Genomic DNA, 17,626 nt, shown 5'->3' on the forward strand with positions numbered 1-17,626 from the left:
CATGTCCAAGAAACTAGTATGCGCCGCCGTTTGCAGTGCTGTTTTGATGCCCGTCATGGCCGCCGCTCCCGCCACCGCGCCGCTGAATGTCGGCTTCGTGTATATCAGCCCCATCGGCGACGCGGGCTGGACCACCCAGCATGATCTGGCCCGCAAGGAAATGGAAAAGGCGCTGGGCAGCAAGATCACCACCAAGTACGTGGAAAACGTGCCGGAAAGCGCCGATGCGGAACGGGTGATCCGCGACCTGGCGCAAACGGGCAGCAAGCTCGTCATCACAACCTCGTTCGGCTACATGAATCCCACCTTGAAAGTGGCGAAGCAATTTCCTAATGTGAAGTTCATTCATTTGACGGGCTACAAGACGGCCGTCAACGTGGCCAATACCAACGCCCGTTTCTACGAGGGCCGCTACCTGGCCGGCGTGCTGGCGGGCAAGATGAGCAAGACCCATGTGGCCGGCTACGTGGCGGCATTCCCGATCCCCGAGGTGTTGCAGGGTGTTAACGCTTTTACGCGCGGCATGCGCAGCGTCGACCCGAAGGCGGAAGTGAAAGTGGTGTGGGTGAATAGCTGGTTCGATCCGGGCAAGGAACGCGACGCGGCCATCACCCTGATCGGCCAGGGCGCCGACGTGGTTACCCACCACACGGATTCGACCGCCGTGGTGCAGGCGGCGGAAGAGAAGGGCAAGTACGCGATCGCCTACCATTCGGACATGAAAAAGTACGGGCCGAAGGCGCAGCTGGCTGCCGTCACCCACCATTGGGGCGACTACTATACGAAGCAGGCGCAAGCCGTGCTGGATGGCACGTGGAAGTCCAGCAGCACCTGGGGCGGCATCAAGGATGGCATGGTCAAGCTGGAAGGCATCAACGCCATAGTGCCGGCCGACGTGAAACAGTTTGTATTGGCACGCGAGAAAGACTTGGTAGCTGGCAAGCTTAATCCTTTCAGCGCGCCGATCAAGGATAACGATGGCAAGGTGCGCCTGGACAAAGGCGTGCTGGACGATGCGGCGCTGACGAAGATGGATTATTTTGTCGAAGGCGTGGCAGGAAAAGTTTCCGGAAAGTAATAGGTTTGAGTTTGAACTTGCTGTAATATTGCCGGAAACGGGAGCCGGGCCGGGAGTGCATTCCCGGCCCACCCAAACAGCAGAGCCTGAACAGGCCCGTACCGGAGATTGACCCATGGACAGACTGGAAGTATTCAAGATTATCGCGCTGCAAGCGAGCAAGGGCGAGCTGACGTTCCCCGCCAACGTCAAGGCCACCTTGAAGCTGCAGGAAGCGCTGGACGACCCCGATTGCCATATCGAGGCGGCCGCCCGCATGGTCATGGCCGAACCGCTGCTGTCGGCGCGGGTCGTGGCATTGGCCAACTCGGCCGCCTACAACCGTTCCGGCAATGAAATCGCCAATGTGCGCGCGGCTGTCTCGCGCCTGGGCTTTGCTACTCTGAAATCGATGGTGGCATCCGTCATCGTGCGCCAGCTGGGCAGCCAGATTACCGACCCGCAATTGCGCGCCAAGGCGGCCAAGCTGTGGGAACACACGGCCCACGTGGCCGCGCTGAGCCAGGTAATCGCCAAGAAAGTCACGCATGTGGACGTGGAAACGGCCATGTTCGCCGCCATCGTGCACGAAGTGGGCGGCTTTTATCTGTTGTCGCGCGCCGAGGAATATCCGGGTTTGCTGGACGACAATACGGAAGACTGGATCGAATACGGCGAAAAACTGATCGGCCGCGGCGTGCTGCGCCAGTTGCAAGTGCCGGACATGGTCTTGCAGGCCGTGGAAGGCATGTGGCACGGCGGCAGCACGTTCCCGCCCCGCACCCTGGGCGCGACCCTGGTGCTGGCCAACGATCTGTCGCCCGTCGGCTCGCCATTGCACCCGCCGGAAAGCGCCGCGCGGCGCCAGGCTGCAGCGAAGATCGACTTTGGCATCGGTGGCAGCACCTTGCACACCATCCTCGAGGAATCGGCGGAAGAGATCGAATCTCTGGCGGCCGCCTTGCTGGTCTGAACGTTTCCCCTGCAAAATCCCCGCCCTTGCCGCGGGGATTTTTTTCGTCCGCATTTTGATGCATCTTTCCCTATGGCATACAATCGCCGGCTCGGCCATCCGCCGGACTGAATGTCTCCTCTTACCCAAAGGATCTTATGCAGAAGCTGTTTTCTTCCCTGGCCGTCACGGCGCTCGCTTCCAGCCTGGCGCTGGCGTTTTCCGCGCACGCCGCGACCGGCTTGCCCGTGGTGCAGGAAGCGCCCTTGCGCGCCCACCTGGCCTTCCTGTCCAACGATTTGCTGGAAGGCCGGGGCACGGGCCAGCGCGGCGCCGACCTGACGGTGGCCTACCTGGAAACCCAGGCGCAGATGGCCGGACTGCAACCCGTGCGCGGCAACAGCTACCGCCAAAGCGTGCAGATCGCCGGCGTGAAATCCTTGCCACAAGACAGCAGCCTGCAAGCCGTGGCGGGCGGCAAGCCCGTGCCGCTGGCTTTCGGCCCGGACTGGGTGTGGGCCACGGGCGACTCCGTTGCCGCCCACACCTTCGATGCGCCGCTTGTGTTCGTCGGTTATGGCATCACGGCGCCGGAAGAAGGCTGGAACGATTTCAAGGGCGCCGATGTCAAAGGCAAGATCGTCGTCATGATGGTCAACGACCCGCAACCGACTAGTGCCGAGCCGAACCGCTTTGCCGGCAAGGCGCTGACCTATTACGGCCGCTGGACCTACAAATTCGAGGAAGCCAAGCGCCAGGGCGCGGCTGGCGTATTGCTGATCCACACGAAACCGTCCGCATCGTACGACTGGAGCGTGGTGCAGAACAGCTGGAGCGGCAGCGAGCGTTTCCAGTTGGCCGACCGCACGGCCGGCACGCCGCTGCAGGGCTGGATCGCGGAAGAGGCGGCGCGCCGCCTGTTCGCGGCTGGCGGCCAGGACCTGGACGCCTTGCGCGCGCAAGCGGAAAACAAGGATTTCAAGGCCGTCGCGCTGGATGCCAAACTGTCGGGCGAAATGAAGTCCGCCGTGCGCAAGGTGGAACAATTCAATATCGCCGGCATGGTGCCGGGCACCGACCCGGTATTGAAGGATGAAGCCGTCATCTACAGCGGCCACTGGGACCACCTGGGCAAGCAGGGTGACAGTGGCGACACCATCTACAACGGCGCCGTCGACAACGCTTCCGGCACGGCCGGCTTGCTGGCCATGGCCCAGGAAGCCGTGAAAAAGCCTGCGAAGCGCACGCAGATCTTCCTGTGGGTGGCGGCCGAAGAGCAGGGCTTGCTGGGTAGCGCCGCCTACGCGGCCGACCCGTTGTGGCCCTTGAACAAGACGGCCGCCGCGCTGAACCTGGACAGCCTGAACTTTGTCGGTGCCACGCATGACATCGGCGCGCAGGGCAGCGAGCGCACGGAGCTGGGCGCCATGGCGGCCACGGTGGCCAAAGCCATGGGCATGCATATCGCGCCAGCCCGTCCCGACCTGGCCGGCGGCTATTTCCGCAGCGACCATTTCAGCTTTGCCAAGGCGGGCGTGCCCGCGTTTTCCATCAATGGCGGACGCGAGTACATCAAGGACGTGGCTGCGTCGAAAGCCAAGGCGGCCGCGTATGGCCCCCGCTACCATCAGGTTACCGATGAGTACGATGCCAGCTGGGATTTGTCCGGCATGACGCAGCAGGCGCAATTTACCCTGAACCTGGGGCAAGCCGTGGCAAATGGCGCGAAGATGCCGGCCTGGAAGGCGGGCGATGCGTTCGGCAAGGCGCGTGAGCCAGCGAAGTAAGCACGTAAAAAAACCGCTCGGCCGAGCGGTTTTTTTTAGGATCGTAGGTCGGATTAGCTCGAAGAGCGTCATCCGACAGTTGGCGCAGCAGTGTCGGATTACGCGGCGTGCCGCCGTTAATTCGACCTACGTGATAGATGCCTGGGCGGCCCGTTCCAGCCTGCGCTGCGTGTGGCGGTACTTGCTCCACACCAGCAGCATCAGCAGCGGCATGGCGCCCCCCACCATGCACAGGGCGGGCCAGCCGCCGGCGGCAAAGCTGGCGCTGGCCAGGGCCGAGCCTGCCGACGCGCCGATGAAGCCGCCCGCGATGAACACGGTGGTGACCCGCGCCCGCGCATGCGGCGCCAGTTTATAGATGATGGACTGGTGCGTCACTTGCAAGCCCATCACGCCCATGTCCAGCAGGACGATGCCGATCAGCAGCAGCACCAGCGAATGGGCGCCAAAGCCGATCAATGCCCAGCCCGCGATGGAAGCCACGGCCAGCAGCCAGGTGGCCTGGCGCGCATAGCCGCGGTCGGCCATGCGGCCCGCCGTGTTGGCGGCAAAGGCGCCCGTGGCACCGGCCAGGCCGAACAGGCCGATCTGCATTTCCGAGTAGTGGTACGGCGCGCCGCTGAGCAAAAAGGTCAGGCCCGTCCAGAACACGCTGAAGGTGCCCAGGCCCAGGCCCGAGAACAGGGCGCGTTGGCGCAGCAACGGTTCCTGGCGGATGATGTCGGCCAGCGAGGCCAGCAATTTTCCGTATTGCAGCTTGCCCCGTGGCGCCTCGTTCGGCAGGATGCGGCGCAGCATGACGAGCAGGGCCGCGACGACGATGGCGGCCAGCACGTAGACGGTGCGCCAGCCGCCGCTGATCTGCGATACGGTGCCGGACACGGTACGCGCCAGCAGAATCCCCAGCAACAAGCCCGTCATGACGGTGCCCACCATGCGGCCCCGGCTGTGGTCGGGTGCATACGATGCCACCATGGCCGTGACCACCATCAAGGCGCTGGACGTGATCCCCATCAAGACGCTTGCGATGGCAAAGATAATAATGTTCTGGCTGGTGGCGGCCAGCAGCAGGGCGCCGATCTTGGCGATCAGCATCCACGTCAGCAGCTGGCGGCGGTTCAGCACGTCGCTGAGGGGAACCAGGAACACGATGCCCAGCACATAGCCGATTTGCGTGGCCGTGACCAGGTAGCCCGCCTGCGGCACGCTGACGCCAAACGAGGCGGCCAGTATGGAAGTGAGCGGCTGCACATAGTAGAGGCTGGCGACGAGCACGCCGGCGGACAGGGCGAACAACAGGATGCGGGTCGACGTCAGCAGGGCGCTGGCGTCGACGGTGGATGGTGCAGATTTCATGCGAGACAACTTTCTTGGAGTGATGCTTTTGGATGAGCATGATAGCGGGGCTGCGCATTTCTTGCCGGGCGCGGCCGATTTTGCGGTGGGGCGGCAGGCAACGCAGCAGGCAAAAAAATCCCGGCGATCGTTGCCGACGGCCGGGAAAAGGGTATAGGGGGATATACCAGGGGAGACTTAAAACTTACTGCGCGCGCGCCAGCTCCGCATGCACCTGCGCCGTGATTTCATACGACCGCAGCCGGTGCTGATGCTCGAAGATCTGCGAGGTGATCATCAGTTCGTCGGCGCCCGTCTCAGCAATGAAGGCGGCCATCTTCGCCTTGACGGTGTCCGGCGCGCCGATGGCCGTGCAGGACAGGACGGAGTCGAGCATGGCGCGTTCCTGCGGACCCAATTGCTCCAGGTAACCGGGCACAGGGGGCTGCAGGCGCGACGGGCGGCCCGTGCGCAGGTTGACGAAGGCCTGCTGCATCGACGTGGCGCGCAGGTGCGCCTCGGCATCCGTGTCGGCGGCAAACACATTGAAGCCCAGCATCACGTACGGTTTCGCCAATTGTTTTGACGGCTTGAAATGTTCGCGGTAATACGCCACGGCTTGCAGCATCATTTGCGGCGCAAAGTGCGAGGCGAATGCATACGGCAAGCCCAGGTGGGCGGCCAGCTGGGCGCCGAACAGGCTCGAGCCGAGTATCCACACGGGCACTTTCGCGCCCTTGCCGGGTACGGCCAGCACGCGCTGGCGCGGCTCGTCGGACATGTAGTCGATCAATTCCAGCACGTCTTGCGGAAACTGTTCCGCGTCGGACTGCAGGTCGCGGCGCAGCGCGCGCGCCGTCGTCTGGTCGGAGCCGGGCGCGCGGCCCAGGCCCAGGTCGATGCGGCCCGGGTGCAGCGCTTCCAGGGTACCGAACTGTTCCGCGATGACCAGCGGAGAATGATTGGGCAGCATGACGCCGCCCGCGCCCACGCGGATGGTTGTCGTGCCAGCCGCCACATGGGCGATGACGACGGCCGTGGCGGCGCTGGCGATGCCGGGCATGCCGTGGTGTTCGGCCAGCCAGTAGCGGTTGTAGCCCCAGCGTTCGCCGTGCTGCGCCAGGTCGAGCGTGTTCTTGAACGACTGGCTGGCGTCGCTGCCTTCGGCGATGGGGGCCAGGTCGAGTATGGAAAATGGAATCATGGTAGCGATATCGGGACGTGGTGGAAAATCACAATGGACGATTTGTCTATCCCCTGACGACAATAGGGTCGGCCCTGGACGCGGGCAGGGATGACAGGCTGTGCACATGATAATGCGAATCGGGAATTTGCGTACTGATCGGTAAAAAACTCGTATCGATTGGAAATCGGTGCGGGCGATGCTAGAGTGGGCCTCCCCACTTTATGCGCCCCGCCATGTTCAAGAAACCCATCCTGCTGACCCTGATTGGCCTGCTGCTGCAGCCCTCCGTTCACGCCGCGCCCATCAGCCTGCAGGCGCAGGAAACGGCGCGCTACGCGCTGGCCACCTATCCCGAACCGCTGATCGCCAGCCTGGCGAAGATGGTCAGTTTCAACACGGTGGCAGACCCGGCCGTGCCGTTTGCCGCGAATCCCCAGCACACGGGCTTCAAGCGCTACCTGGCGTCCGAGGCGCAGCGCCTGGGATTCGACTTCCAGGAGCATGGCCACGTGCTCATCATCGGCATGGGCAGCGGCAGCGAGCGCGTGGGCGTGATCACGCACGGCGACGTGCAGCCTGTGAACCCCGCGAAATGGGCCCGTTCGCCGTTCGAGCTGGACCGCACCAGCGAACCGGGCAAGCTGCTGGGACGGGGCACGGAAGACGACAAGGGGCCGATCGCCACGGCCCTGTACGCGATGAAGGCTATCCAGGACCAGCAGGTGCCGTTGAGCAAACGCATCGAGCTGTACGTCTACATGGCCGAGGAATCGGACTGGGAACCGCTGAAACAGTTCCTGAAAACCCACACGCCGCCGCAAGTGAACATCACCATCGATGCGGAATACCCGGTGGTGACGGCCGAGAAGGGCTACGGTTCCATCAAGCTGACCTTGCCGCCGCGCACGGCCATGCCGGCGGGGAAGGGCCCTGTGCTGACGCAGCTGACAGGCGGCTTTTTCGGCAGTCAGATCCCGGAAGATGCACAAGCCGTGATCGACCACGCGCCAGCCGAGCTGGAAGCGGCCATCCGCGCCCGCGCGCAGCAGCAACAGGGCGTGCGCTACAGCTATGCACGCGATGGCGGCACCTTGACGGTGACGGCGCTGGGCGTGTCGGCCCACTCGTCGAAACCGGAAGATGGCGTCAACGCCATCAGCATGCTGGCCGACGCGCTGGCCGTGCAGCCGTGGCAGGGCACGCAGGCGGCCGACATGCTGTCGTTCCTGAATGAACTGGTGGGCACGGGCATCTACGGCGAACGCTTTGGGCAGATCGCTTACCGCGACGGCTTCATGGGGCCAATGACCGTAGCGCCGACCGTGCTCAAGCAGAACGGTGGCGCGCTGGAACTGACTATCAATTTGCGCCGTCCGCAAGGCAAGACGGCGGCCGTGCTGCAACAGCAGGTGACGGCCGCGTTCGACGGCTGGAAGGCGCGGCGCCACGTGCCGGCTACCCTGCAGGTGCAGATCGGTGAACCGTGGCTGCAGACGGCGGCGCCGCAGATTCCCACCTTGTTGTCCGTCTTCGAACACTATACGGGCATCGCCAATCCGCAACCGGTGGCCATCGGCGGCGGCACCAATTCGCGTCTGTTCCCGAATGCCGTGAGCTTTGGCCCGGCCATGCCGCACACGGTCTACACGGGGCATTCCGAACATGAGTTCATCACGGAAAAGCAGTTGCTGTTGAACTTGCAGATGTACACGGCAGTGTTGATTGAACTGGCGAAATAGCCGCTTGCAAAAATAGCGGGAAGTCATAGACTGCAAGCCTGAGACGAGGCCAGGCACTGAACTTTTTATGCGCGCGCCGGTCTTAAGTTTCCATGTAGGAAGGGAGCAGCTATGCATGCACAACAGGATTCCCGGCTGGTGCCAGGCAGGGCAGGCGGGGTGGCGCCGCGCCGCATCCCGCACGAGGGGCGGTCATGAACTGGCCGCTGGAGCTGGAAGTGGCGCACAAGCTGGCGCAGATGCGGGGCTGGCTGGAAGACCAGCGTGCCGGTGCCGTGCGCCTGCGCGGCGTGGACTGGTTTGCGTGGGCCACGGCGGGCGCATCGAACAGCCATTGCCATACGACCGAGTGCGGCTGTGCGGAAGTGCTGGTGACGCGCGATGCCGCCTACATCCTGACGGACGAAGCCGAAGCCATGCGCATGCGCGAGGAAGAAGTGCGCGGGCCATGGACGTGGCAGGTGTCGCCCTGGATGCAGCCGCAGCTGTATGAATTGCGCGAGCATTTCGTGCAGCATGCGGCCGGCGGCGCACCTGTCTTGTCCGACCGGCCCGGCTTGCACGAACGCAGCCTGCCTGTGGCCCTGCGCGAAGAGCGGCTGGTGCTGCTGGAATCGGAGCAGTTACGCTACCGGCAGGTGGGACTGCTGGCAGCCGGTGCGGCCGCGGATGCGCTGCGCCAGGCCCGCCCCGACTGGAGCGAGCTGGAACTGGCTGCCGCGTGTGCGCGCGCGCTGTGGCTGCGCGGCTTGCAAGCCGTGTACGTGCTGGCCAGCGGTGGGGAGCGCCAGCACCGTTATCGGCGCGCGCCGCCAGCCCAGGCGGTGCTGGGCAAGCAAGCCGTGCTGGCCTTGTGCGCGCGGCGTTTCGGCCTGTGCGCCAGTCTCAGCCGTCAACGGCGCTTCGGCCCGGCGCAGCATCGGGCCGACGGCGCGGCGGTGGTCATGGACGATGCCGATGCGGCCATGCTGGCGCTGGAAGCGGTGGCGCTCGACGCTTGCGAAACGGGCCATGCGCTGAGCATGGTGTATCACGCGCTCGACAGCGCCTACGCCTATGCCGGCCAGCCCGACACGGTGCGTACCAGCCGGCAGGGCGGTATCAATGGCTACCTGGCGCCCGAAGTGGCGGCCGGCGCGCACACGGAAATCATCCTCAAGCGGGGCATGGCGCTGGCCTTTCACCCCAGCCTGCCCGGCAGCACGGTGGAAGACACGTTTTTGCTCGACGGCAGCCATTTGCACAATCTGACGCACGATCCGGCCTGGCCTTCGGCCGTGGTGCAGGGGCGCAGCCGGCCGTTGACCCTGGCGCTGGCTTGATGCGGTCAGTTGCGACCAGCATCGGCCAGTGCTGGTACATATCAATAGCGCTGCATCACGCCTTTTTGCACGCTGACCCGCTCGCCGATCTGGAAGGCGGGCTGGGTATTTTGCACAAAAGTGCGCGTCGTGCCGTCGTCCAGGCGCAAGGTGACGCGATACAGCATATTGCCCGCCGCCCCCGAGGTGCTGCCGGCCGTGCCCGACGTACCCGCCTGCATGTCGGCACTGCCTTGGTCCATGCTGCGCGGCACGGTTTCTATCGACTGCACCGTGGCGTAGCTGATGTTCAGGGTGGACTGGTTCGCGTCATTGCGCATGTCGCTGCTCATGGCGTTGCCGGTATCGGTGGCCGTGCTGCTGGTGGCGCTGGCCGTACTGCTTGGCGGCGTCGTGCCGGCCGGTGCGGCATAGGTTTCGCCGCTATTGCTGCGTGCCAGGCTGGTTTTGTCCGTGGACTGGCAGGCCGCCAGCAAGGCGCATGTCAGGCCGGTCAGCAGCAGGGTTGTTTTCGATCTCATCTTGGTCTCCTCATGGTCGCACACTCAGGATCGGCACCCACGGTGATTGCGGATAGCCGCGATTGCTGCATGTAAGAGCATGGCGGAGCAGGGATGTTCGGCGCCCGTCATTGTCGATTGAGCTAGATCAAGAGTCCAATTGCCGTGCTTGGTATAAAAGATGCTGGCAATTACCACTTCGTGCGGCTGCACGCTTCCTCACTGTTGAATCGGGAGAAAAAATGTCATCTGGCCCTACCGAAAAACTGATCGATGAGTTGGTGCTGGCCGTCGGCGGCACCGCGCGCGATGCCCGCGCGCGCCATGTCCTGGCCCAGGCCTTGCATGGCCTGGTGCGGCTGGCGCGCTCGGAACAGTTGCTGGACATGCAGCGCGATGCGGCACGCGCCATGGGGGGCGGCAGCCGGCGCGAGGCGCGCGCCCTGATGCGCCGCCTGGGCACGCGCAGCGCGCGCGGCCAGGGACAGTTGCGGCTGGAATTGCAAGATAGCGAAGCGGACCGCGCCTGACGGGCGCGAGTCATCTCCCCGTTCAGGCTTCAGGCCGCGGCACGCCCTTGCCAAGGGCGGCGGCGACCATTTTCGGCCAGAGGAAATACAGCGGCAGGCAGACCGCCACGGCGGCCGTGATATCGACCACCCAGTCGCTGACGGCGCCATGGCGGTAGGGCAGGAAACTCTGGAAGAATTCGTCCAGCGCGCCCATGGCCGCCACCATCAGCACCGACAGCAGCGCGCGGCGCGCCATGCCGCCGCCCGTGCCGCTGAACAGGATCAGGGCCAGCACGCCATAGCCGAAGGAATGCAGCACGCCGCCTGATGCATACTGGCCCACATCCGCGCGCACGCCAGGAATGTCGCCGATCAGGATCACCAGCACATACAGCAGCAGCGCGGTGCGGTAGCGCAGGCGTTCGTGGCGGTCGGCAAAACAGAGTTCGAGCAGTGGTGCAGGCATGATGCGTGAGGGCAGAGGGAAAGGTCGTCACAATATCATGGGCAAGGCGGGCCGCCATGTTTTTGCGCAAGAGCTTGCCGTGCAGGCAAAAAAAGGCCCGCGGGGAGGCGGGCCAAAAACCCAAATGAAATGGGTCAAGAGTTGAGAGTTGCTCGGTACTCACCATGTCGCGCGCCTTGCGGGCGCCCGCCACGGTCATGAAAGGGGAGTGGTGTGCCATCGCGGCACACCTGTCTGTAGTCAGGCATATCGGTTGCCTGTACAGCAGATGAAGCAAGTATAGGGGGCGAAGATGACGGGCTGATGACACGCCGCAACATTTTTTTGCGGCGGACGAAATTGCTGGCAAGATTGTCTGTCATGGCAAGAATGGCCATGTTTCAGCAGTGATAGCAAAAAAAAAGCCCGCTGGTGAAAGCGGGCTTAAAACTATTTTCTTGGAGGAGAATAGTGGAGACAGGTGCATTATGCTGCGTCGCACGATATGTGTCTAATGGTCTTTTCAGATAACCATTATCGTTTTTTGATATAACTTCCTGTAGTTCTGCCTGTCGCTGCCTTCATTCCTTCACGGCCACCGTGTAGTTGAGCGCCATGCGCCCGCCATCGACATAGATGGTCTGGCCCGTCATGTAGGTGGCGTCGTCGCTGGCCAGGAAGGCGGCGATGCCAGCCACTTCTTCCGGTTCGCCGCAGCGGCCCAGCGGCGTGCGCGACAGGATCGTGTGGCGCGCCTCCGGGCTCGACAGCACTGCCTGCTTGGCCAGTTCCGTCAGGATGGTGCCCGGCCCGATGCCGTTCACGCGCACGCCATGCGAGGCCAGGTTCAAGGCCATGACCTTGGTCAACTGGTTGATGGCGCCTTTCGATACCACGTACGGTACCTGGTTCGGGATCGCCAGTTCCGCATTCACGCTGGACATGTTGATGATGCAGCCAGTATTGCGCTTGACCATTTCGCGCGCCACGGCCTGGCCGCACAGGAACATCGATTTCAGGTTGATGCGCATGACCCGGTCGAAATCGTCTTCGCACACGTCGAGGAAATCGGCCGCGTGCGTGACGCCCGCATTGTTGACGAGGATATCGATGTGGCCGAACTGGGCCAGGGTTTCCTTCAGCAAGGCATCAACGTCCGCCTTCTGGCTGACGTCGGCGCAAAAGAAGCGCGCCTGCGGGCCGAGGGCGGCGGCCGCCTGCGCGCCTTCTTCCTTGATGTCGACCAGCATCACCTGCGCCCCTTCGGCGATCAGGCGGGTGGCGCAAGCCAGGCCGATGCCTTGCGTGGCGCCCGTGACGATGGCGGTTTTATTGACTAGCTTCATGTGTACTCCTCGGCGGTAATAGGGGCCGCTGCCCGGGCCACCGGCCCGCGCGGCAATGGGCAGATTTTAATCCCTGGGCGGGAATCAGAGGAGGATGGGTTCGTTTGGCAACTGGTTGCCGCGCGTGCCATCGGCAGGGAAGTGGCTTTGCAACAAGGTATTCAACTGCTGCAAGGCATCCAGCGTGCTGTCGTGGTAATTGCCGTCCTTGAAGCCTTTGGTCATGGTGCGGCACACGGCTTGCCACTGTTCCGGCGTGACGCGCCGGCCCACGTTGCGGTCGGCGACGATATCGACCTGGTGCTCGGCCAGGTTGATATAGATTAGTACGCCAACGTTGTCTTCCGTATCCCACACGCCATACTGGGCAAACAGTTCGCGCGCCCGCTCGCGGTTGCTCACGCCCTGGTAAGCCATGCCGGGTGTCAGGGCCGCTTCGACGATCAGGCGCACTTCCGCCTGGTGCATCGCTTCACCGTTGGCAATCGCTGTCTCGATGGCTTTCAGGGTGCGTTCCGGAAAGGCCTGGCGTGCCGTCGCCGGCGTGCCCCGCAAATGTTTCAAGGCCCGTCCGCAGCGCTGTCCGAATGTCAGTTGTTTCGTCATTACCAATCTCCCGAGGCGCCGCCGCCGTCAAAACCGCCGCCGCCGCCACCGAAACCACCGCCGCCACCGCCACCGCCAAAACCACCACCGCCGCCGAAGCCTCCGCCGCCACCGCGGTTGTTCAGCGCCTGGCTCAAAATGCTGCCCAGCACGACGCCGGTGGCGCCGCTGGACCAGTTGCTGCCACGCTGCAGCCGCGTCGGCCCGCCGCGCGAGCGGAACAGGGTCAGCACGACGAGGAAGCCGAAGAACAGCAGCGGCAGCCAGAAGGTCATGCCGCCCGCTTCCACGGTCGCCGGCGCTTTCTGCTGTGCAGGGGCGGGGAATTGCTCCTGGTTCAGCAGGGTGGCAATCGACCCCACGCCGGCCACCAGGCCGCCGTAATAATCATTCTGCTTGAAATGCGGCGCGATCACGTCTTGCAGGATGCGTTTCGATTGCGCATCCGTCAGCACGCCCTGCACGCCGCGGCCCGCCTCGATGCGCAGGCGGCGCAGCGACGATGGGTTGTCCTTTGCCACCATCAGCAGCACGCCGTCATCGACGCCCTTGCGGCCCAGCTTCCAGGCATCCGTCACGCGGATGCTGTACTGCTCGATCGCTTCCGGTTCCGTGCTCTTGACCAGCAGCACGGCGATCTGGCTGCCCGTCTTGGCTTCGTAATCGGCCAGCACGCCTTCCAGCGCCGCCTTTTGCTTGGCGTCCAGCATGCCGGCGTCATCCGTCACGCGCGCGGCCAGCGGCGGCACGGGCTGCAAGCCCTGTGCGCCGGCTGGCGGCATCGTCCACAGCAGCAGCGCCGTCGCCAGCGCCGCCAGATAAGACCAGGCTTTCATCTTATTTGCCGAAGTTGACGGTCGGTGCGGTCGAGATGGCTTTTTCATTTTCCACCGTGAACGATGGCTTGACCTTGTAGCCGAAGACCATGGCCGTCAGATTGTTCGGGAAGCTGCGCGCATGTACGTTGTAATCCTGAACGGCAACGATGTAACGCTGGCGCGCCACGGTGATGCGGTTTTCCGTGCCTTCCAGCTGCGACTGCAAGTCGCGGAAGCTGGTGTCAGCCTTCAAGTCCGGGTATTTCTCGGACACCACCATCAGGCGCGACAGGGCCGACGACAGCTGGCCTTGCACCTGCTGGAATTTCTCGAAGGCGGCCGGGTCGTTCAGCACTTCGGGCGTGATCTGGAAACTGGTGGCGGCGGCGCGCGCCTTGGTCACCGCTTCCAGGGTTTCGCGCTCGTGCGTCGCATAGCCCTTGACGGTGTTGACCAGGTTGGGGATCAGGTCGGCGCGGCGCTGGTACTGGTTGACCACTTCGCCCCAGGCTGCCTTGGTGGCTTCATCCTTGCTCTGGAAGTCGTTGTAGCCGCAGCCCGTCAGGACGCCGGCCAGGACGGTGACGCTCAGTGCCAGGCGCAGCCATTTGGTGAATTGATTGGTGATTTGCATGATGGGTTCCGTGCAGAGTAAGGGAGGTGAGGCAAATATACCTGAAACGGCCCGGGATGTCGGTTTAATAAGCGCCGGCCGTCGCGTCTGGCCGCGTTGCCACGCCGTGGCAACGCCGCGCCGCGTTACAATACGGGGTTTGCAACTGAATATAGAGAAGGTGTGCCGTGAATTTCATCAATAAATTATCCGCCGCGTGGACGGCCAATAATTCCCTGCTGTGCGTGGGCCTGGACCCCGACCTGGCGAAATTGCCGGCCGAACTGCGCGATCTGCCTGATGGAATCACCACCTTTTGCACGCGCATCATCGATGCCACGGCCGACCTGGCCTGCGCCTTCAAACCGCAGATCGCGTATTTTGGCGCGCTGGGCGCGGAAAAGCAGCTGGAAGACATCTGCCGCTACGTGCGCGAAAACTATCCGCACATCCCGCTGATCCTCGACGCGAAACGGGGCGACATCGGCGCGACGGCCACGCAGTACGCGCGCGAAGCGTTCGAGCGCTACGGCGCCGACGCCGTCACCGTGAACCCGTACATGGGCGAGGATTCGCTCGATCCCTACCTGGCGTGGCAAGACCGCGGCGTGATCATCCTGTGCCGCACCTCGAACCCGGGCGGCTCGGACCTGCAATTCCTCGACACGGATGGCGTGCCCTTGTACCAGCGCGTGGCGCGCCTGGTGGCCGACAAGTGGAACAAGAATGGCCAGTGCGCGCTCGTCGTCGGCGCCACCTTCCCTGAAGAACTGGCGCAGGTGCGCGCCATCGTCGGCGACATGCCGCTGCTGGTGCCCGGCATCGGCGCCCAGGGCGGCGACATTGCCGCCACCGTCGGCGCGGGCCAGACGGCCAACGGCATGGGCATGATGATCAGCTCCTCGCGCGCCATCATCTATGCCACGCCGCAGGCTGGCGAAGACTACGCCGACGCGGCACGCCGCGTGGCCATCGAAACGCGCGATGCGATCAATGCGCATCGTTCGGTTTAAGTTGCATGCATAAAAAATGCCGGGCTAGCCCGGCATTTTTCATTGGTAGGTCGGCTTGGCCGCATGGCGTAAGCCGACATGAGTCGTCGTCGGCACTTGTCGGATTACGCTTCGCTAATCCGACCTACCCGACTTTCAGTCGCGCATGGGCGCCACCATCTCCACGTAATCGTACAACTCACCCAGAATTTCCTCGCCACGCTCATCCACGGATTCCGACAGCACGTCGATTTCCGTAAACAGCATTTCGATGGTGCGGGCGCCGCCGTCGCCGTCGAACAGGCGGGCAGCGCGGTGCTGCTCCCAGCGCAGGCTTTCCGCTTCGCTCAGGGTTTGCGGGAAATTGCGGGCGCGGTAGCGGAACAGCAGTTCCTGCAGGCGCTCGTCGGCAAACGAAGGGCGGGCCGTGGCCAGCTTTGCCGGCGTGTCGCGGCGCAGGGATTCGAGCAGGCGGCGGTCGTCGTTGCTGACGAAACCATTGTACAAATCCTCATCCACGTCCAGCGCGACATTCGCGCCCGGGCGCTGGAACACTTCGGCCCAGATGGCATCCATGTTCGGCGCCGTGGCGGCCAATTGCGCGTTGACCTTCGCCGCGTCCAGATCGATGCCCCATTGCGCGGCCATGGCCGGCGACAGGGTTTTCAGATTGCCGACCAGCATGGGCGACTTGTTCAGGTGCACGCTTTTCACGGGCAGGCGCGTCATGCCTTCCGGCATGGCGTCCTTGCGCGTAAACAAACGCGTGCGGATGGTGTCGGCGTCCAGGGCGAACAGTTCGCGCGGATCGTAGGCGCAATCCCAGACGAGGATTTCGTTTTTATTGCTCGGATGCGTGGCCAGCGGCCAGACGACGCCCAGGCAGCCCCGTTCGGCGGGGAACATGCCGGACACGTGCAGGAAAGGCTGGCGCTCGCTGGCGGCCAGGTGCATGCCCATTTCGCTGGCGACCCTGTCCTTCTTGTGCAGGGCCAGGCAGAATTCGAACAGTTTCGGCTGTTTTTCCTTGATCAGGCGTGCCAGGGCGATGGTGGCGCGCACGTCGGACAGCGCATCGTGCGCCGCTTCGTGGGTCAGGCCATTGGCCTTGCTCAAGTGTTCCAGCCTGAAACTGGTCTGGCCATCGTCGCGCTTCGGCCATTCGATGCCTTCCGGGCGCAGCGCGTGCGTCATGCGCACGACGTCGAGGATGTCCCAGCGGCCGCAATGGTTTTTCCATTCGCGCGCATATGGATCGATCAGGTTGCGCCAGAACAGGAAACGCGTGACTTCATCGTCGAAACGGATGGTGTTGTAGCCCACGCCGATGGTGCCCGGTTCCGAAAAGGCCGCTTCGACGGTGGCGGCGAACTGGTGTTCGGGTACGCCCAGCTGCAGACATTGCTGCGGCGTGATGCCCGTGATCAGGCACGATTGCGGGTCGGGCAGGAAATCATTGGCAGGCTGGCAATACAGCATGATCGGTTCGCCGATCTCGTTGAGGTCTGCATCCGTGCGGATGGCGGCGAACTGGGCCGGGCGGTCGCGGCGCGGCTGGGCGCCAAAGGTTTCGTAGTCGTGCCAAAGAAAGGTCTGGTTAGTCATTGATGGTCGTTACTTGATGGGTTATCCGGGCCCGTGAAAGAGCCGCTGCTACAGTTTTCTGAAAACCTGCCGATACTACACGAGAGGATGGTCATCATCGCGTTTCCCGCATGGTGGCATACATTGCCTGTTCAAGGAGGTCTATCGTGTCAATTCCCATCGCCGCAAGCGGCAATTCCAACCCTTCCGTGACTTCCGTCAGTACTGGCGTTGCCGGCAAGGACGATAAAGTCCAGCAAAAGGACGGCGTCAACACTGAAATGAGCGTTAACGACCGCACCAAGCTGCAATTGAACGCGTCCATCATGCAGGCGTCGCTGAGCGTGTCGATCGGTTCCGAGAACGAACCGCTGGCGCTGCTGTACAAGACGGCCATCACCAACATCAATGAAGCGCTGAAGGGCCAGTACGGCGAGGACGCGATCCAGAACGCGGCTTCGCAGGATAACAGCGCCGAAGCGACGGCGAGCCGCATTGTATCGCTGTCGACGGGGTTTTTTGATGCGTTCAAGAAACAGAATCCCGGCATGGACGACGATACGGCCCTGAGCAAGTTCATGGACACCATCAGCGGCGGCATGGAAAAAGGCTTCAAGGAAGCGCGCGATATCCTCGGCGGTTTGAAAGTGCTGAACGGCGATATCGCCGGCAATATCGACAAGACGTATGAACTGGTGCAGAAAGGCTATGCGGACTTCATCGCCGCGCACAGCAGCAAGAAGGATGATGCCGCCAAGCCGGCCGACAGCAAGGCTGCCTGATCATTATTACGCCGGAAGCGCCTGAGAAAATGTCCAGGGCTAGGCGCATT

General features: G+C 63.4%; 17 protein-coding genes. 8 read left to right on the forward strand and 9 right to left on the reverse strand.

The window, feature by feature from the left end; all coding sequences use genetic code 11:
- The first annotated feature begins 1 nt into the window (after nucleotide 1).
- From LSO07_RS07010 to LSO07_RS07020, 3 genes are all read left to right on the forward strand, one after another.
- Nucleotides 2-1,078 carry a BMP family ABC transporter substrate-binding protein gene (locus LSO07_RS07010; RefSeq protein ID WP_151093022.1) on the forward strand — a complete coding sequence of 359 codons (1,077 nt, stop codon included), beginning with the start codon at nucleotides 2-4 and terminating at the stop codon, nucleotides 1,076-1,078.
- 115 nt (nucleotides 1,079-1,193) lie between these two features.
- Entirely contained in the window at nucleotides 1,194-2,030 is an 837-nt protein-coding gene (locus LSO07_RS07015) for an HDOD domain-containing protein (protein ID WP_034784492.1), read from the forward strand.
- Nucleotides 2,031-2,167: 137 nt separating this feature from the next.
- Nucleotides 2,168-3,796, forward strand: a complete 1,629-nt coding sequence (locus tag LSO07_RS07020; protein WP_151093024.1) for a M28 family peptidase — start codon at nucleotides 2,168-2,170, stop codon at nucleotides 3,794-3,796.
- 126 nt (nucleotides 3,797-3,922) lie between these two features.
- Here the strand turns inward: LSO07_RS07020 and LSO07_RS07025 are convergent, their stop codons facing one another.
- Both LSO07_RS07025 and LSO07_RS07030 read right to left on the reverse strand, forming a co-directional pair.
- The gene (locus LSO07_RS07025; protein WP_151093026.1) at nucleotides 3,923-5,152 is read right to left on the reverse strand and encodes an MFS transporter; all 1,230 of its coding nucleotides are present in this window, start codon (nucleotides 5,150-5,152) and stop codon (nucleotides 3,923-3,925) included.
- Between the two features lie 184 nt (nucleotides 5,153-5,336).
- Nucleotides 5,337-6,335 carry an LLM class flavin-dependent oxidoreductase gene (locus LSO07_RS07030; protein WP_151093028.1) on the reverse strand — a complete coding sequence of 333 codons (999 nt, stop codon included), beginning with the start codon at nucleotides 6,333-6,335 and terminating at the stop codon, nucleotides 5,337-5,339.
- Nucleotides 6,336-6,550: 215 nt separating this feature from the next.
- Here LSO07_RS07030 and LSO07_RS07035 point away from each other — a divergent pair, with 215 nt between their 5' ends.
- Both LSO07_RS07035 and LSO07_RS07040 read left to right on the forward strand, forming a co-directional pair.
- Nucleotides 6,551-8,056: a dipeptidase gene (locus tag LSO07_RS07035; protein WP_151093030.1), complete on the forward strand. Its 1,506-nt coding sequence runs from the start codon at nucleotides 6,551-6,553 to the stop codon at nucleotides 8,054-8,056.
- Between the two features lie 194 nt (nucleotides 8,057-8,250).
- Complete coding sequence (locus LSO07_RS07040; protein ID WP_151093032.1) at nucleotides 8,251-9,378, forward strand: M24 family metallopeptidase; 1,128 nt, start codon at nucleotides 8,251-8,253, stop codon at nucleotides 9,376-9,378.
- Between the two features lie 41 nt (nucleotides 9,379-9,419).
- Here LSO07_RS07040 and LSO07_RS07045 read toward each other — a convergent pair whose 3' ends face one another.
- Entirely contained in the window at nucleotides 9,420-9,899 is a 480-nt protein-coding gene (locus LSO07_RS07045; protein WP_092611658.1) for a hypothetical protein, read from the reverse strand.
- A gap of 221 nt (nucleotides 9,900-10,120) precedes the next feature.
- Between LSO07_RS07045 and LSO07_RS07050 the strand changes: the two genes are divergently transcribed.
- Nucleotides 10,121-10,408: a hypothetical protein gene (locus tag LSO07_RS07050; RefSeq protein WP_151093034.1), complete on the forward strand. Its 288-nt coding sequence runs from the start codon at nucleotides 10,121-10,123 to the stop codon at nucleotides 10,406-10,408.
- Nucleotides 10,409-10,430: 22 nt separating this feature from the next.
- Here the strand turns inward: LSO07_RS07050 and LSO07_RS07055 are convergent, their stop codons facing one another.
- The 5 genes from LSO07_RS07055 to LSO07_RS07075 all read right to left on the reverse strand — a co-directional run bounded on the left by LSO07_RS07055 (nucleotide 10,431) and on the right by LSO07_RS07075 (nucleotide 14,239).
- The gene (locus tag LSO07_RS07055; RefSeq protein ID WP_225317202.1) at nucleotides 10,431-10,856 is read right to left on the reverse strand and encodes a VanZ family protein; all 426 of its coding nucleotides are present in this window, start codon (nucleotides 10,854-10,856) and stop codon (nucleotides 10,431-10,433) included.
- 560 nt (nucleotides 10,857-11,416) lie between these two features.
- Nucleotides 11,417-12,181 (reverse strand): SDR family NAD(P)-dependent oxidoreductase, encoded by a 765-nt coding sequence (locus tag LSO07_RS07060; protein ID WP_070257292.1) that lies wholly within the window; start codon nucleotides 12,179-12,181, stop codon nucleotides 11,417-11,419.
- Between the two features lie 84 nt (nucleotides 12,182-12,265).
- Nucleotides 12,266-12,787 (reverse strand): TPM domain-containing protein, encoded by a 522-nt coding sequence (locus LSO07_RS07065; RefSeq protein WP_070257294.1) that lies wholly within the window; start codon nucleotides 12,785-12,787, stop codon nucleotides 12,266-12,268.
- Nucleotides 12,787-13,623 (reverse strand): TPM domain-containing protein, encoded by an 837-nt coding sequence (locus LSO07_RS07070; protein ID WP_070282465.1) that lies wholly within the window; start codon nucleotides 13,621-13,623, stop codon nucleotides 12,787-12,789. The genes LSO07_RS07065 and LSO07_RS07070 overlap by 1 nt, the downstream gene beginning before the upstream one ends.
- A gap of 1 nt (nucleotide 13,624) precedes the next feature.
- The gene (locus LSO07_RS07075) at nucleotides 13,625-14,239 is read right to left on the reverse strand and encodes a LemA family protein (RefSeq protein WP_034781723.1); all 615 of its coding nucleotides are present in this window, start codon (nucleotides 14,237-14,239) and stop codon (nucleotides 13,625-13,627) included.
- A gap of 167 nt (nucleotides 14,240-14,406) precedes the next feature.
- On the opposite strand from LSO07_RS07075, the gene pyrF reads away from it, so the two are divergent.
- Nucleotides 14,407-15,231 (forward strand): orotidine-5'-phosphate decarboxylase, encoded by an 825-nt coding sequence (gene pyrF, locus LSO07_RS07080; RefSeq protein WP_034781724.1) that lies wholly within the window; start codon nucleotides 14,407-14,409, stop codon nucleotides 15,229-15,231.
- A gap of 135 nt (nucleotides 15,232-15,366) precedes the next feature.
- On the opposite strand, the gene sbcB is transcribed toward pyrF, so the two are convergent.
- Entirely contained in the window at nucleotides 15,367-16,815 is a 1,449-nt protein-coding gene (gene sbcB, locus LSO07_RS07085) for an exodeoxyribonuclease I (protein WP_151093036.1), read from the reverse strand.
- Nucleotides 16,816-16,961: 146 nt separating this feature from the next.
- Here sbcB and LSO07_RS07090 point away from each other — a divergent pair, with 146 nt between their 5' ends.
- Nucleotides 16,962-17,576 (forward strand): DUF5610 domain-containing protein, encoded by a 615-nt coding sequence (locus LSO07_RS07090; protein WP_225317203.1) that lies wholly within the window; start codon nucleotides 16,962-16,964, stop codon nucleotides 17,574-17,576.
- Nucleotides 17,577-17,626 lie beyond the last annotated feature (50 nt).

Origin of the sequence: Janthinobacterium sp. PLB04 (genome assembly GCF_021165895.1) — a bacterium.
GTDB lineage: Bacteria > Pseudomonadota > Gammaproteobacteria > Burkholderiales > Burkholderiaceae_D > Janthinobacterium > Janthinobacterium lividum.